Annotated in this window: 14 protein-coding genes and 1 other annotated feature; of the genes, 2 read left to right on the top strand and 12 right to left on the bottom strand. The window is 42.5% G+C overall.

The genetic code is table 11. The features are described 5' to 3' along the window. Positions 1-29: 29 nt before the first annotated feature. From NST74_RS17075 to NST74_RS17085, 3 genes are read right to left on the bottom strand one after another with little or no spacing between them, the layout of a single operon-like run. Positions 30-1,007 (bottom strand): formylglycine-generating enzyme family protein, encoded by a 978-nt coding sequence (locus NST74_RS17075; RefSeq protein ID WP_341113442.1) that lies wholly within the window; start codon positions 1,005-1,007, stop codon positions 30-32. A 36-nt stretch (positions 1,008-1,043) separates the two neighbouring features. Further along, positions 1,044-1,577 carry a chromate transporter gene (locus NST74_RS17080; protein WP_341113445.1) on the bottom strand — a complete coding sequence of 178 codons (534 nt, stop codon included), beginning with the start codon at positions 1,575-1,577 and terminating at the stop codon, positions 1,044-1,046. An 11-nt stretch (positions 1,578-1,588) separates the two neighbouring features. Beyond that, positions 1,589-2,251: a chromate transporter gene (locus NST74_RS17085; RefSeq protein ID WP_341113447.1), complete on the bottom strand. Its 663-nt coding sequence runs from the start codon at positions 2,249-2,251 to the stop codon at positions 1,589-1,591. Between the two features lie 186 nt (positions 2,252-2,437). Here NST74_RS17085 and NST74_RS17090 point away from each other — a divergent pair, with 186 nt between their 5' ends. Beyond that, entirely contained in the window at positions 2,438-3,637 is a 1,200-nt protein-coding gene (locus tag NST74_RS17090) for an ROK family protein (protein ID WP_341113448.1), read from the top strand. A 64-nt stretch (positions 3,638-3,701) separates the two neighbouring features. On the opposite strand, the gene NST74_RS17095 is transcribed toward NST74_RS17090, so the two are convergent. The 3 genes from NST74_RS17095 to tyrS all read right to left on the bottom strand — a co-directional run bounded on the left by NST74_RS17095 (position 3,702) and on the right by tyrS (position 6,937). Further along, complete coding sequence (locus tag NST74_RS17095; protein WP_341113450.1) at positions 3,702-4,946, bottom strand: anaerobic sulfatase maturase; 1,245 nt, start codon at positions 4,944-4,946, stop codon at positions 3,702-3,704. Positions 4,947-5,159: 213 nt separating this feature from the next. Next, the gene (locus tag NST74_RS17100; RefSeq protein ID WP_042128555.1) at positions 5,160-5,447 is read right to left on the bottom strand and encodes a hypothetical protein; all 288 of its coding nucleotides are present in this window, start codon (positions 5,445-5,447) and stop codon (positions 5,160-5,162) included. A gap of 230 nt (positions 5,448-5,677) precedes the next feature. Next, on the bottom strand, positions 5,678-6,937 hold the full coding sequence (gene tyrS / locus NST74_RS17105) for a tyrosine--tRNA ligase (protein ID WP_042128557.1): 1,260 nt from the start codon (positions 6,935-6,937) through the stop codon (positions 5,678-5,680). Between the two features lie 100 nt (positions 6,938-7,037). Further along, positions 7,038-7,267, bottom strand: a binding site (T-box leader). A gap of 152 nt (positions 7,268-7,419) precedes the next feature. Between tyrS and NST74_RS17110 the strand changes: the two genes are divergently transcribed. Continuing rightward, complete coding sequence (locus NST74_RS17110) at positions 7,420-7,866, top strand: Lrp/AsnC family transcriptional regulator (RefSeq protein WP_042128559.1); 447 nt, start codon at positions 7,420-7,422, stop codon at positions 7,864-7,866. Positions 7,867-7,949: 83 nt separating this feature from the next. Here the strand turns inward: NST74_RS17110 and NST74_RS17115 are convergent, their stop codons facing one another. The 6 genes from NST74_RS17115 to NST74_RS17140 all read right to left on the bottom strand — a co-directional run bounded on the left by NST74_RS17115 (position 7,950) and on the right by NST74_RS17140 (position 14,938). After that, positions 7,950-9,500: an acetamidase/formamidase family protein gene (locus NST74_RS17115; RefSeq protein WP_341113453.1), complete on the bottom strand. Its 1,551-nt coding sequence runs from the start codon at positions 9,498-9,500 to the stop codon at positions 7,950-7,952. A gap of 277 nt (positions 9,501-9,777) precedes the next feature. Further along, positions 9,778-10,587, bottom strand: a complete 810-nt coding sequence (locus NST74_RS17120) for a DNA alkylation repair protein (protein ID WP_341113454.1) — start codon at positions 10,585-10,587, stop codon at positions 9,778-9,780. A 109-nt stretch (positions 10,588-10,696) separates the two neighbouring features. Further along, on the bottom strand, positions 10,697-11,380 hold the full coding sequence (locus NST74_RS17125) for a Crp/Fnr family transcriptional regulator (protein WP_341113456.1): 684 nt from the start codon (positions 11,378-11,380) through the stop codon (positions 10,697-10,699). A gap of 80 nt (positions 11,381-11,460) precedes the next feature. Then, positions 11,461-12,516, bottom strand: a complete 1,056-nt coding sequence (locus tag NST74_RS17130) for an LLM class flavin-dependent oxidoreductase (protein ID WP_341113457.1) — start codon at positions 12,514-12,516, stop codon at positions 11,461-11,463. Between the two features lie 331 nt (positions 12,517-12,847). Next, the gene (locus NST74_RS17135; RefSeq protein WP_341113459.1) at positions 12,848-13,966 is read right to left on the bottom strand and encodes an acyltransferase family protein; all 1,119 of its coding nucleotides are present in this window, start codon (positions 13,964-13,966) and stop codon (positions 12,848-12,850) included. A gap of 27 nt (positions 13,967-13,993) precedes the next feature. Beyond that, a complete protein-coding gene (locus NST74_RS17140; protein ID WP_341113461.1) occupies positions 13,994-14,938 on the bottom strand; it encodes an NAD-dependent epimerase/dehydratase family protein in 945 nt (314 codons plus the stop codon). Positions 14,939-14,950 lie beyond the last annotated feature (12 nt).

Genomic DNA, 14,950 nt, shown 5'->3' on the forward strand with positions numbered 1-14,950 from the left:
CCTTCTAATGTAGTAGTCTTTATGTATTCTCAACCTGTAAAATCAGCCGCACATCGAAAGCCAATATTCCCTGCTGAGCTGTCTGGTGTATTTTTGCTTCTGGCTGCCACCCGATAACGGTTACAATAAGATTTATGACACAAATACGATCCACCTCGCATCGACCTTGATAGACCGCTTACCGGGCCTCTCGGATTCACAGATTCGGAAGACAAATGATAGTCCGCCGTAAACCAATCCTCGCACCATTCCCACGCATTTCCTGACATATTATAAAGGCCATATCCGTTAGGTTGATAGGACTTCACCGGTGCCGTACCTGCATAACCGTCGCTGGCATGATTTTTATCCGGGAACTTTCCTTGCCAAATATTGCAGCGATGCTCTCCACCCGGTTTTAACTCGTCACCCCAAGGATAACGTTTCTGAACCAGACCTCCTCGTGCGGCATACTCCCACTCCGCTTCCGTAGGAAGACGTTTGCCGGCCCAGCGACAATACGCATCCGCATCATTCCATGATATATGAATTGCAGGATGATCAAGGCGTTCGTCTACATGCGAATCCGGGCCTTCCGGATGCCTCCAATCCGCTCCGTCTACCACCCACCACCAGGGGGTTTGAGTGGCCACTTGGTTTACCTTTTCCCCAGTCTCTTTGGAAACAAAAGAATGAAACACGTAAGACCATCCAAAACGTTCCGCATCTGTAACGTAATTTGTTTCCTTGATAAATAAAGCAAACTGTTTATTCGTAACTGCCGTTGCATCGATTAAAAAGGTAGATAAAGTAACATTCCTTGCTGGCCCTTCTCCATCTGCCGGAAAACCTGCTTTGTCATCCGTCCCCATAAGAAAAGTACCTCCTGGAATAAGGATCATGTCCGATAAATCTTTATCCTCTTCTAGTCCTTGGACCGTTGTGTACTCCTTACAAATATCGACGGACCCTTGTTTCTCAATTTGATTTCTACTAGCTGAACAGCAAGCCCGTATATTCTCTGACATGTACTTACCTCCAATCTGGGATTGTCGCGGCTCTATCTAAAAAAAGGCTACACCAACAATACCAGAGGCAACAATAATGGTGAGCGGATGCAGCTTATATTTCATTAAACCATAAAGTGCAGCGAATACAATGATCAACGTACCAATGGTCTGCCAACTAATAAAAGCATGTTCCAGGCTATTTAAGCCAAACCGAATCGCAGCATAAGCAATCAAACCTGTAATCACTGGACGTAAACCATAGAATAACGTTTTAATCCATTGACTGTCTCTCACCCGATAAAAGAAGATGGAAATAACAATGATGATGATTAATGAAGGTAGAACCATGCCTAATGTGGACACAATCGCTCCTTCAATTCCAGCTACACGATATCCAATCAAGGTGGCACTGTTAGTTGCAACAGGGCCTGGTGACATCCCTGCGATGGAAACTACCTCTTGAAATTCCCTTTCGGATAACCAGCCGCCAGCCATAGCTTCATGCTGAATCATCGGAATGATGGCGTACCCTCCACCAAAGGAGAGCAGTCCAATTTTAATAAAAATAAAAAATAAATTCCAAATCACATCGCATCCCCCTAGATGTAATACTCCGGATAATTCGACTCTTCATCAGAATCATTCAAGGACTCCTTCTCCGTCCGAACCTGCAGCCCTAAGAGCTGTTTGATTGGTAAATAGACAAACCCGATAATTAATCCAATTGCGATCACGTAAACGGGATTGATTCCGGAAACTAATAAAACGACCGGTATAACTATCGCTGTAACAGCTGTAGTCTTGTCAAATATAGCGTTCTTGGCCATTCGATATGCAGCTACTAGGATCAAGGCAATAACAGCACCATGAATCCCCTTCATAGCGGCAATAACTTTTGGTTGATCGGCCAGTTGTGAGTATACAGCACTAAGCAAACAAACAATGATAAAGGTTGGAATCGTAATCCCTGCGATTGCAGCAATTGCACCTTTCACACCAGCAAGACGATAACCAATGAATGCCGCTGCATTTACACCTACACCACCTGGTGCAGCGCCAGCTAGAGATAGAATTTCATCCATCTCCTCTTCACCCAACCATTTCCGTTTAGCGGAAATTTCCCGTTCGATCATGGGGATCATTGCATAACCGCCCCCAAAAGTTACAGGACCGATTCGAACAAATACCCAAAACAACTGGAACAGTAAACTTACCCTGAGGTCTGTATTCGTCATCACATTTGTTTTCATAGTTGTTCTCATGAACTCCACCCTTATATATTCTGTAGTAATTTCATTATAACACTTTTTCCCAAAATGGAATTAAGTTTTTTGAAGGGTAAAATACAATCTATGGTTTATGAGTTATACTATATTAATGTTCATAAATACAAACTTTATTAAAAACGATCTTACTAGTTCATCCTATATATAGCTTGGAGGTATATCGTGGAAAAGCGCTCGACACACATTCCATCCCCAAAGAAACTCCTATATGACCGAATCGCCGAACAAGGTACTGTTTCCAAGTTGGACCTTCTGCAAACATTTTCACTGACCAAAAGCACAATGACTCGAATATTAGATGAAATGACGGAGGAAGGCTTGCTGATAGAATGCGGATTTGGGGAATCTAGCGGAGGAAGAAGACCTATTTTATACCAGATCAATCCTTCCTACGGTTACATCATCGGTTTAGAGATTTCCAGATTGTATTCTTCCCTTGGTTTATTTGATATGCAAATGAACCCAAAATCAATTGTTCATTGGAGAATGGATCAGGCATTCACACCTGAAAGATTTTTGGATCATGTAAGTAATCAAATACGCGCTTTCCTCAGGGATCATCAGTTAGTGGACAGTCAAATCATAGGGATAGGAATAGGGGCTGTGGGGCCACTTGACCGCGAAAATGGCTTGATCCTAAAACCGCTACACTTCCCTTCTCCAGGCTGGAACAATCTTCCGATTTGCAAGCTGGTAAAGGAACGGACAGGCTTCAAAGCTTTCTTGGACAACGGTGCTAATTCCGCACTGCTTGGGGAACGATGGTCAATTCGTCATACTAATATTCAACATATGCTTTATGTACATGCTGGAGCAGGACTCCGCTATGCGATGATGTCGCATGGAAGTATTGTTCATGGCACGATGGATATGGAAGATGCAATTGGTCAAATGATTATTCAGACTGACGGCCCCCGATTAAATAATGATGGTAACTACGGAGCTCTGGAAGCATTTGTATCCGTCCAGGCGCTGGAACAGAGTGCACGCTCGGAGGAGAACATGGACAATGACCTGATCCTCCAAAGATATAAAGTTTCGCCAGAGAAGCTGACTTATGATGTTCTTGTACAAGCCTTTAGAGATGGTAATCCACACGCACGTGAATTATTTACGCAAGCCGCCATTCACTTCGGTATTGGCCTCGCCAATGTCATCAATTTATTTCATCCTGAGACCATCATTCTAGGTGGTGCGCTCATCCACTCTCACGATTTGTTCTTCCAAACGGCAGTGGAGGTAGCCCAGAGAAACACTTATCGTTATCCTGAATACCAACCTCAATTTTCTCCAGGTACATTAAAAGAAGAAGCTGTGGTGACCGGTGCGGCTATAATGGTGAGAAATCACATGCTTCTCTAGCAACTCAAAAAGACCATCCCACAACCATTTACATGATTGTTGGGATGGCCTTTTTGAATCTGACCTATAATGGCTGACAGCAATTTTTGAATTTTTTCCCGCTTCCGCAGAGACATAGTTCATTTCGTCCCGGAAGTGATCTCGCACTTTTCCTGAACTCCATCACCTGCTCCGATCTAAGTCGGTTCGCAAGCATCATCATGCGTTCATAAGTATGTGAATAGAACATTTTGTAGCTGTGGCAAAAATAATCAACCTCATTACGATCCTTAACATCAAGCCAATTTCGGTTGCGCGGGCATCCCCCATTGCAAAAGCTAAGGTACTCACACTTATGACATGATTCTTTCATATCGGGCTTCATTAACAAAAAGTCATCATATACTGGGCTGGCAAGCAGTACTTCTAGATCGGTTTGGCTGATATTTCCTAACCTGTGCTCTTCATCGATAAAGAAATCGCAAGGGTAGGCATCCCCGTTCGTTTCAAGTACCATCATCTTCGGACAACATGAGTTGTGAACGCATAACTCCGGCTCACGATTCATGAGTACAAGAAGCATATTCTCGAAAATGCGAATGGGAAGCTCTGGATACCCCTCGTTGTACCACAAGTCAAATGTACGGCATAAAAACACTCCGTATTGTTCAGGTGTAATTCGGAAGCGTCCATGCATATCACTATTTTGTGAAACAAAATCCATGCAAGGGATAAACTGAATATAAGGAAATTTATGTTCTTGGTAAAATGACATCAACTCATCTGGTCTCGTCACGTTATCCTCATGAATCACCGTCAAAATGCTATACTCCACACCCTCATTCTGTAAATGACGAATTCCACGCATAACTAAATCATAACTTCCTTTTCCCGATCCCGTTATACGATGAGAATCATGAATAGGCTCAGGACCGTCCAGACTTATCCCGACCAAAAAGTTATACCGTTTAAAAAATTTCGCCCATTTCTCATTAATAAGCGTTCCGTTGGTCTGCAGCGCATTACTTATCATCGTATGAGGTGGAGCGTACTTCGCCTGCAGTGAAATCACTTGTTCAAAATACGGAAGTCCGGCTAATAGCGGCTCCCCTCCCTGCCAAGAGAAAGTCGCTATCCCTGAAGATCTACTCATGTACTGAGCGATAAACCGCTCTAAAAGATTCGTATCCATCACTCGGATCGGTTGATGAGGATGTCCTCCTGCTGTGCTGTAATAGCAATAATCACAGGCTAAATTACAATCCTCTGAGACGGTTTTCCACATGACATGAAGCGTCTCAGGCTTCGAGGTCTGTATGTATGTTGTCATACGATTTTGCCACTCCTATGTATTTTTTGTTAAAGCGCTTACTTATTGCTTCAATTAAATCATAGGTACGTATGTCAACGATGAGCAAAACATCATAGTTTGTCGAATATCCGGAGATAAAAAAACTGCACTCCCTATTGTCTGTTGAGACAAAGTAATGGAGGTGCAGTTTCTTTGAGGATGAGTCTAACGGTAGTTAGACACTACGTCTTATTAATTACGAACGTATTCCTTATTTGCTGTTTCCAACATTGATTTCCAATCCGCAAACTTCGTCTCCCTCACCACATGACGATCAAAAAGTTCATCAGGTATGTCATCAACATCTTCTTCTGACTTTACTTGAAAGTTCCCTTTGATTAGAAACTCATCGAAACTCTTGCAATTGGAATACTTACTCATAAACGCTTCATTAAACAACTTCTCAAAAGAGATGTGATTGGGATCTTCTTGATTCATTTTCTGACCTTGTAGCTCATTCATCAATTCTTCCATGGTCATTGGTTTTTGTCTTCTCAAATTACCACTCCTAATTTTCTAATATGGTTTCAGACTATCATGTTAATCCATAAATCACACGAATCCTAAGCTTAACATAATTTTCACTATTTTACCTTTCGATTTTCACTTTAATACGTCGAAAAAAAGTTCCTAATCACAGAATGAGAATATCAACCCTTACAAAAAGCCTCCCTTATACATATAAGGAAGGCTTTTTCGCACTATTTCCTCTAGGACAATTTCACCAAGCTGTAGTTTTTCTTCCCTTTACGGATAATGATAAACCGGCCACCGATAGCTTCGCTAGCTGTAACTTCAAGTCCAACATCGCTAACTTTCTCACCATTCATGGAGATTGCTCCTTTGGTGATATCCTCACGCGCTTGACGCTTGGATGGCTCAATACCGAGATCAACTAGCCATTCCACGATATTCTTGGATTCCAAAGTCGTTTCGTAAGTCGGCATTTCCTTGAAGCCTTGCTCGATCTCATCAGCAGTCAGGGACTTGATATCTCCACTGAACAAAGCAGCAGTAATGCGTTTAGCTTGCTCTAGTAATTCTTCACCATGCACGAATCTTGTCATTTCTTCGGCAAGTGTTTTTTGCGCTTCACGTTTATGCGGTTCGGTCTGTACTTTTTCAGCAAGCGCATCAATTTGCTCTTTAGACAGGAATGTAAAGTACTTCAAGTATTTCACAACATCACGGTCATCAGTGTTCGCCCAGAACTGGTAGAACTCAAATGCCGTCGTTTTGTTCGGATCCAGCCAAATGGCTCCCCCAGCTGATTTTCCGAATTTCGTACCATCGGCTTTCAACATCAGTGGGATAGTAAGTCCAAATGCTACAGCCTCAGAGCCTTCTTTTCTACGGATTAAATCCAGACCGCTTGTAATGTTCCCCCACTGATCCGAGCCACCAATTTGCAGCTGCACATCTTCATGTTTGTATAGATGCAGGTAATCTAGAGATTGCAGGATTTGGTAGGAGAATTCCGTAAAGGAAATTCCGCTGTCCAATCTGCTCGCTACAACATCTTTGGCAAGCATCGAATTGATGCTGAAGTTCTTCCCGTAGTCACGTAAAAATTCGATAACATTGATTTTATGCGTCCAATCGTAGTTGTTGACCATGCGGATTTGATTGTCGCCATCGGTCACGAACAGTTTTTTCATCTGAGCAGTAAGTGCATCAACATTCGCTTGCACTTGCTCCAATGTTTGCAAAGAGCGCTCGGACTGGCGTCCACTTGGATCACCGATCGTACCAGTAGCACCACCAATTAGAATTACTGGGCGGTGTCCCGCAAGTTGGAATCTCTTGAGTACCATGAACGGAATCAAGTGGCCGATATGCATACTGTCACCCGTTGGATCTACACCGCAGTACACTGAAACGGATTTCTGGTTGGTCAATTCTTTAAGCCCTTCGGCATCGGTTTGTTGATTGATGGCATCGCGCCATTCTAGTTCGTCGATAATATTCATTGCCTAACACCCCTTAAATTAGTAGATAACCTATTGATGAAGTGAAACAAATAAATCCTTATATTTATAAAACAAAAAATCGCCCCTTGTCTATTGTAGACATAGGGACGATTGAATAACCGTGTTACCACCCAGATTGCATCAATGAAACACTAAGCTAAAGCATAGCATTGATGCCACTCGTGACGAGATATCGTTCGCCATTCCGCTCGGGGTTAGCCGAGATACTCCAAAGTGTAATTCGTACTCTTAGTGTGTACCGGGTTTCATCGACCCCCGGCTTTCTGTAACAGGGACTAAGCTACTACTGAGCTTCTTCAACGTATATCGTTTATAAGATTACAGCCAGTATAGAGAAATAATTCTTCAATGTCAACTATCTTAAGCTGAGAATCCTAAGACACACTCCTGCTGTGATGCACTACTAGGCATTTCCATCTTTTTTCTGTTACAATTACGAAAAAAGAGGTGAACGAATCCGCATGCTTGATCCTATCGATAATCATATTTTGCAGCGGCTGGCCCAAAACAGCAGAATATCCTATACTGATCTGGCTAAAGAAGTTAATTTATCCAGTGTAGCGGTAAAAGACCGTATTGATCGGCTCGTCAATCAAGGAATCATTGAGCAATTCTCTATTGTCATTAGCGCGGAGAAGCTTGGTAAGAAAATTTCCGCTTATCTGGAACTTGAAGTAGAGCCTGCTCATTTAAATCATATTGTCGAAGTCCTGAAAGAAAACGAACGCGTAGCTGTACTTTATGAAATGACAGGTCCTTGCATTCTTCACATTCATATTCTGGTTGAGAATCTTGAAGAGATGGAACGGTTTATGCATGAATCAATCTACTGTCTGGATGGTCTAGTACGTGTAGAAAACCAGATTTTATTAAAGCGCCACAAAAATCAGGATGGTCTAAATATATAAAAAAAGAACCGGCTAAAAAAGACGGTTCTTTTTCTTAAATGGTTACTGAAGGATATAATCGAATAATTGCTAATAAATTCACTCTACTCTGTTTTAGATAGCTTAGCTTTATAAAAATTAGCAAAATATTCGCTGACCTCAATCTTCTCTTTTACAACTTCTATTGGAGCAACGAGTTTAACGATTTCACCATTGTACACTCCTGTCGTCGCCCCGACTCTCATCTCAAGAACATTGTTATTGTAGCTTATAGTAACTGTCTGAGTAGCCGGTTTCCAACTCACCTTCGCACCAAAACCTTCAAAGCTGCTACGTAATCCCACAGCCTTACGCTCCGAATCACCGAATTGACCTTTATCGATCAAAGCATGCACTCCCCAGTTTCCGTCCACTACTTGTGTGATTCCGAAATCCGTTGACACAGACATCAGGGAGTACGCTTCATCCTCGCTCAAATTCATTCCGTCCATTAAAAAATCTTTTGTTTTATGAGCAGCATCCTTCATCGCTTTGTCGATGGATGAGTTTTTGAAGATATCTTTTTGCGCACTAGCTCCAAGCGCCTCCAAATAATTCGCATAACTGAACCCATGTACGACCCATTCATTCTCATTTTCAAGTAATGGGAAACTTAATCCATTCAGTTTTTTGTTAAGCGTTGCTTTTTTATGAAGAACGACTTGAATATCACCCGTCACGGATGTCTCGATAGCAGTTCCGTTAATTTCGGCATCCCCTTGCCCGGCATGCGGATCACCAATCGACAGTAGCGCCCCTGGTACAGATACAGGATAATACATCGTTGCACCTTCAGTAATACGCCAATCATCTACGTTGCCACCATTGTAAGAAGGGGGTACTGAATCTACGATGTCCGCTTCTTTAGGTGCAACACCCATTGTACCGAAGTGTAGACGTACCGGAATTTTCACACCTTTCAATACATCAAAGTTCTTATCAATCGTATTATGGTCTACAATTACGCCTGGGTAGTCGATTGTCGGGTGCACTTGACCATCCGGATCAGTCTGAACAGTCCATTTATAATTATAAACAGCTGTTGCATAATCTGTTCCACCTTCTGTATCCATCTCATAGATGGTGACCACTTCACGTTTTTTCGGCTCTTCCACCATATCTCCGTACAGATAACCCCAGTTCGCCGCGGCATTCACGCCATAGGTTTTGCCAGCGTATTTGTCATTGCCATTAGGTCGTAGCTTCATGTCCAGAATTTTCACTTCCAGAACATCCCCTGGTTCAGCACCTTCTACAGCAATAGGTCCCGTCATAATATGTACGCCTGGCCCCCGAAGCGCTTCGTTCTTCTCCCCCTTTATCCAGTGAAAAATATCTTCGACTCCCACATCCCCCTTAATCATTCGATCGTAATCATCACCGGAATGATGGGTAATGGCTTCAACCGTTACAATGTCACCAGATTGTACCGTTAAAGCTGGATCACCCTTACCGATATTCCCCCACCGAACAGTCTCAGAATTCGCCTTCAGCACATGCGTTTTCGGTGTATTCTGACCTTTGTTTGTGTCAGCATACATAACATTAAATGATGTTCCCGCTAGTAAAACCGCTGATAAAATAACACTTGTTTTGCGAAAAGTTTGTTTTTTCATAATTTCATCCTCCTCAACTTATTTTAATGTTAGTTTATATAACATTTTGTGTTTTTGAGTATAACAGATGAATTAAGGATTAACAATATAAATATTTTCTTTATTTTTACTTTAAATAATAAATCACAATGATTATGTACCTTTAATAATCCAAGCCAACACCTTTGCGACAGCTTGTTTGATATTCTTGCCGTTCCCTTTTTTCGCAATAAAAAACGCCTTTACTTAGGAACAAAGTGTCGGCGTTTTATATCAATTAAAAGTGAACCTTTTTTCATTATTGATTAGTAATACTTCTTGTAGCCCGGGTTACGATCCGTTTCGTTGCCTTGGTATCTGAGGTCATCAACCAATTCTCACTAAGCTGCAGCACCCAATCCGGATTGCTTTTACTCGCATCGTTCAACCAATTACTTACAGAATCCTGAACGTATTTCACTGAATCTGACTTCAGTGGTTCTAATAGCGGAAGTGCAATTACCGGGTTTTCTTTAAGCGCAGTAATATGCTTCGCCCACACACCATGCGGCCGCGTCAATTCGATCGCATATCTCCTTATATTCGGATCTTGATCATGAACCCAGCGCTCTAATAACTTAATAGATTCGTTCAACTCTGTAATTACTGATTCTCTTAAAGCCATCCATGAAATCTCGCGTACCCCAAAATGATCATCCGCTGCAAAAGAACGGATAGCCGTTAGCTTTTGCGATAAACTTAAAGATTGATTTAGACCGATCATATAGGCAGCCCAACAGCGGACACTATCGGAAAGATGCTGCGCTAAAGCTGTGAATAAACGGGATTGTTCCCGCTCAGATTTACTCTCTAGTACCTGTTGTAACTCACGCGCAATGGCTGGTATCAGCTTCATGATTCTCTTTTCGGATAAATCGCTCAGCCTTTGCAAAATAGGGTTGGATTCGTGTCCAAAACCTAGCTCGTCCATTACATTTTCCAGCAGCACAAGATGATCCACAGCAAGCCATTCCGTTAAATTTACAGTCTGTAATTGTCCTTTATGTAACAGTTCAACAACCTCAGTTGGAATATCGCTAACTTTTCGAGCTCCCTTCCTATGCTCCATAGAAATCGTCCCTTCATCTATGATTTGAAAGCTTAAATCACCTTCATGTCATATTTAGGATACCGTTCTTTCTAAAAATAAAGCTGTAATCTCGTTTACATCTCGAATGCTATGTTATATTTCTTTCCAAAATCTTGTCTCGATGAACATAGATAGTTCTGAACCCTGTCTGAATCACCTCAGCTTTCACCAATTCTTGCAGCGCTACCGTAACCGCTTCTCTGCTCGAACCAATCAAATTAGCGATTTCTTGATGTGACAGCGGAACATCGATTCTGTATAAATTATCCTCATTCTTAACTCCTAACTGATCAGAAAGCTTTAAGAGAACGCACAATATTTTATCATGGAGATTTCCGATGGCTAGATTTTGCGATAACTGACTCATACTTTTTATTCGATCACTCAACACTTGCATTAAAGACATCAAGAATCTAGGTCGAGTAGCTACGAATTCTTCAAATCTTACAGGATCAATTGTACAGATATGACACTCTTCCATTGCTTCAATGTAATGATCTCTGGTTCCAAACGAAATCACATCCATTTCACCAAAAACATTACCCTCACTCAGAATATCCGACGTAAACTGCTTCCCATCTGAATTCAAGCGGTATAAGCGAACCTTTCCTTTTTTCACAAAAAATAATCCCTCAGAAAAGGTTGTCGGTGTTTGGATATATGTATTTTTCGGGACCACTGTTATGCGAGTTAACTCTTCCATTTCTATTAGATCTTCGAGCGCTAACGATTGAAGCAAATTAAATTGAGATAAATAATCAATAGTCTCCATTGCCCCTCCTGTGTCTTAAAACGTTACTCATTTAGTATACCTTACAAAAAAAGCCGCGTCCTAAGGACGCAGCTTACTCATTAACGATTACTTGCTTCCCAGCGCGCGATTTCTTCACGAACACGAGGGGCTACTTCCGTTCCCAACAGTCTAATGGCTTGCATAACATCCTCATGAGGCATCGTACCGTGGGGCACATGTAAAAAGAATCGCGTAATCCCCACCTCCTTGCGAAGATGAATGATTTTGTTAGCAACAGTTTCTGGATCACCTACGTACAGAGCACCGTCAAAGCTGCAAGCTGCATCATAATCAGAACGATGGTATGGAGGTGTCCCTTTTTCCTTCGCCCGCACATTGGTCCGAGCATGCGTTGAAGGGAAAAACTTCTCCAACGCTAATTCATTAGTCTCTGCAATAAACCCGTGAGAGTGTGAGGCAATAGGCAAGCTTGAGATATCGTACCCGGCTTCAGCCGCTGCTGTCTTGTAAAGCCGCACATGTGAAGCGTAATCAAGCGGTTGAACATTCCCAATAATCGCTAAAACAAAAGGTAATCCTAAGGCTCCTGTGCGGATTGCAGACTCTGGACTTCCGGCACTCCCAATCCAAATCGGCAACGGATCTTGAACCGGTCGCGGGAAAATCCCCAGATTGTTTATGGCTGCGCGATGTTTGCCGCTCCAGGTTACTTTTTCTGACTTTTGAATAGCTAGTAGCAATTCCAGCTTCTCATTGAACAGCTCTTCATAATCCTTCAGACCGTAACCGAATAAAGGAAAGGACTCTGTAAACGAACCACGGCCGATCATAATCTCCGCACGTCCGTTTGATATCCCGTCCAGCGTTGCAAAGTCTTGAAATACACGAACAGGATCTGCTGAAGACAATATCATTACCGCACTGGTCAATCGGATTTTCGAAGTCATCGATGCAGCCGCAGCTAACACAACTGCGGGTGATGAAGCCGCATAATCAGAACGATGATGCTCTCCCACTCCATATACATCTAGCCCCACCTCTTCGGCAAGTACAATTTCCTCCACTACTTCACGTAGTCGCTCTGCATGACTTATTGTCTCACCCGTATGGGCATCGGGGGTTGTCTCAACAAATGTGCTAACTCCAAGTTCCACTTTTCATTTCCTCCTATGTCTGCGCGCCCGCATTTTTCTCTGGATGTAATTGGTTAAATATTCATGATTACTGTGAATCAAGAAACCCATTATAATAGGATTCCCCAATAATTCCAACTATTTTAGATCCCCTCGATTATAGATCGGACAGTGGAGCGCTTATTTTTAATGATTTTGTCCATCATCCGAAGTAGCAGGGCAATACTCGATCTGGATACAACACATAATTAAACTGGGACTAAGCTACTAATTTGATGCATCGGCGATTTACCAAGAAAAAATAAAAGACCACTAAGCACCTGAAAACGGCATGTAGTGGTCAATTTTTAAGCTAATTTATGTTTCCAATACTCGAGCTTATGGGCTTATCCAGCGGTTTCGGAGGTTTTCTTTGATTGATTCCTATCCCGATTCTACCGAATACAAAGGCTCCGCCAGGAATGCGATTCGCTAGGTTCATGATGATCGCTGAGCCAACCACGCACCCGATAAACTGCAACAGAACACTGAATAGACCCAGATTTTGCAACCCGAATGAAGAAGGAAGCTTAACAAACAAAGCCAACAGCAACGGGTGAAGCAAGTATATACCAAAGGAGTATCTACTGCTCCACTCTAGCACGCGCGGCACTTTTTTCAATGAAGAAGCTACTGTGAAGAGTAGTAGAATCATACTCATAGCGAAAAGTAACATATCAATTCTCTTCGAACTATGCGCCGTAATCCAGCCTTGTCCGTTCACAAACAGCACAAGTGCCCCAGTTATAACCGGAAGCATGAAGACTGCTACTCGAAACTGTTTTAATTTTTCCCGGAACCAACTCTCATTTCGCCCCAAGTAATAAGCCAGAGTAAAGTAGAATATCCACCCCGGAGAGAAAACCCAATACAATTTATCCCAAATATATTGAGCAGCTACCGTATCTGCGGGTTTGGTAAAATTGAAGAAACCTAAGTACACTACGTTTATAACGAATGAGGCAATCAGTATGGAGCGTGGAGTAAACTTTTTGGCATGCTTTTGAAATAAGAGGAACAAGGCGTAAAACTGAAAAATAATGAGGATAAAGTAGCCATGAAAATCACCAAGTAACAAATGACGCCAAAGGAAATACCAAAAAGCTTGAAGAAGCGGAATCCCCTCACTGCTTGCCATATCCACTCCTTTTAACCCGGCGTACAAAGCTCCGAAAAAAAAGTAGGGAAGTAAAATATACTTGATTCGTTTCTCCCAAAATCTCACGGGTATTCCCTCAGGGTAAGCAAAAGACAATACGAATTGAGAGATAAATACGAATACCGGTGTGCCAAACGTAAGCAACAGACCCACCGACTCCACCCAAGGTGTATTTCCATCATCATAGACACGATATAAGGCATGTAGTAGCGCAATACTCAAGCAGGCTATACTACGCAGAACAAACATTTCAGAATTCAATTTCCGTTCCATGGGGATGACCCCTTTCAATATTTACGTTTAATGGTCCACAGCACTGCCTACAGTCAATCGGGCTGCAATCGTCTTTTTGAGTCCCTGGTGAAGGTTATGGTTAGGAGACCAGGACATCAACTCGTTTGCTTTCCTATTGTTCAAGTAGCTATGAAGAATATCTCCCGGCCGTGCCTGTTCATTAATCGTTTGGGATTCGCGACCTGTAATGCCGCCTATCATCTCCACAATCGTATTAATAGAGGTAGCCACTCCACAGCCTATATTTATGATCTGATTATCCACTCTGTCATTTGAACGAGCCGCATCTACAAACGCCTGTGCCACATCCTCAACAAAGACAAAATCTCTGGTTTGTTCCCCATCCCCATAGATCACAAGCTCCTTGCCTTGCTTCATGCGATCCAGAAAAATCGATACGACACCCGCTTCCCCATGTGAGCTTTGCCGGGGGCCATAAACATTCGCAAGACGGAGAATGGTATACTTCAGCCCATGCATGCTGGCAAACATTCGAATGTAGGACTCAGGGACACTTTTGGATACGCCATAGCAGGACTCAGGATTTAAGGGATGGCTCTCATCAATGCTCAAATATTCAGGATTACCATATACAGCAGCCGACGAGGCGTACACGATCTTTTCAACCTGATGGGCCTCACACATCCGCAGGACATTTAGTGTGCCAACAATATTCACATTCGCATCAAACAAAGGATTGCGCTGTGATTCTCTTACGTCGATCTGTGCAGCCAGATGAATGACCGCATCCGGTTTCTCTCGGCTAAAAACTTCACCCAATGTCTCATCTCGAATATCGTACGGATACAGAAGTGCAGAAGGGTTTCTATAGAACGAGCCGGAAGCACCCGATAAATTATCCACTATTACAGTTTCAACCCCCTCACTTATGAGCCGATCAACAACATGTGACCCAATAAAACCAAGCCCCCCGGTTACTAAAACCTTCAAATAAAAAACTCC

It is taken from the genome of Paenibacillus sp. FSL F4-0125 (assembly GCF_038008565.1).
Classification (GTDB): domain Bacteria; phylum Bacillota; class Bacilli; order Paenibacillales; family Paenibacillaceae; genus Paenibacillus_AQ.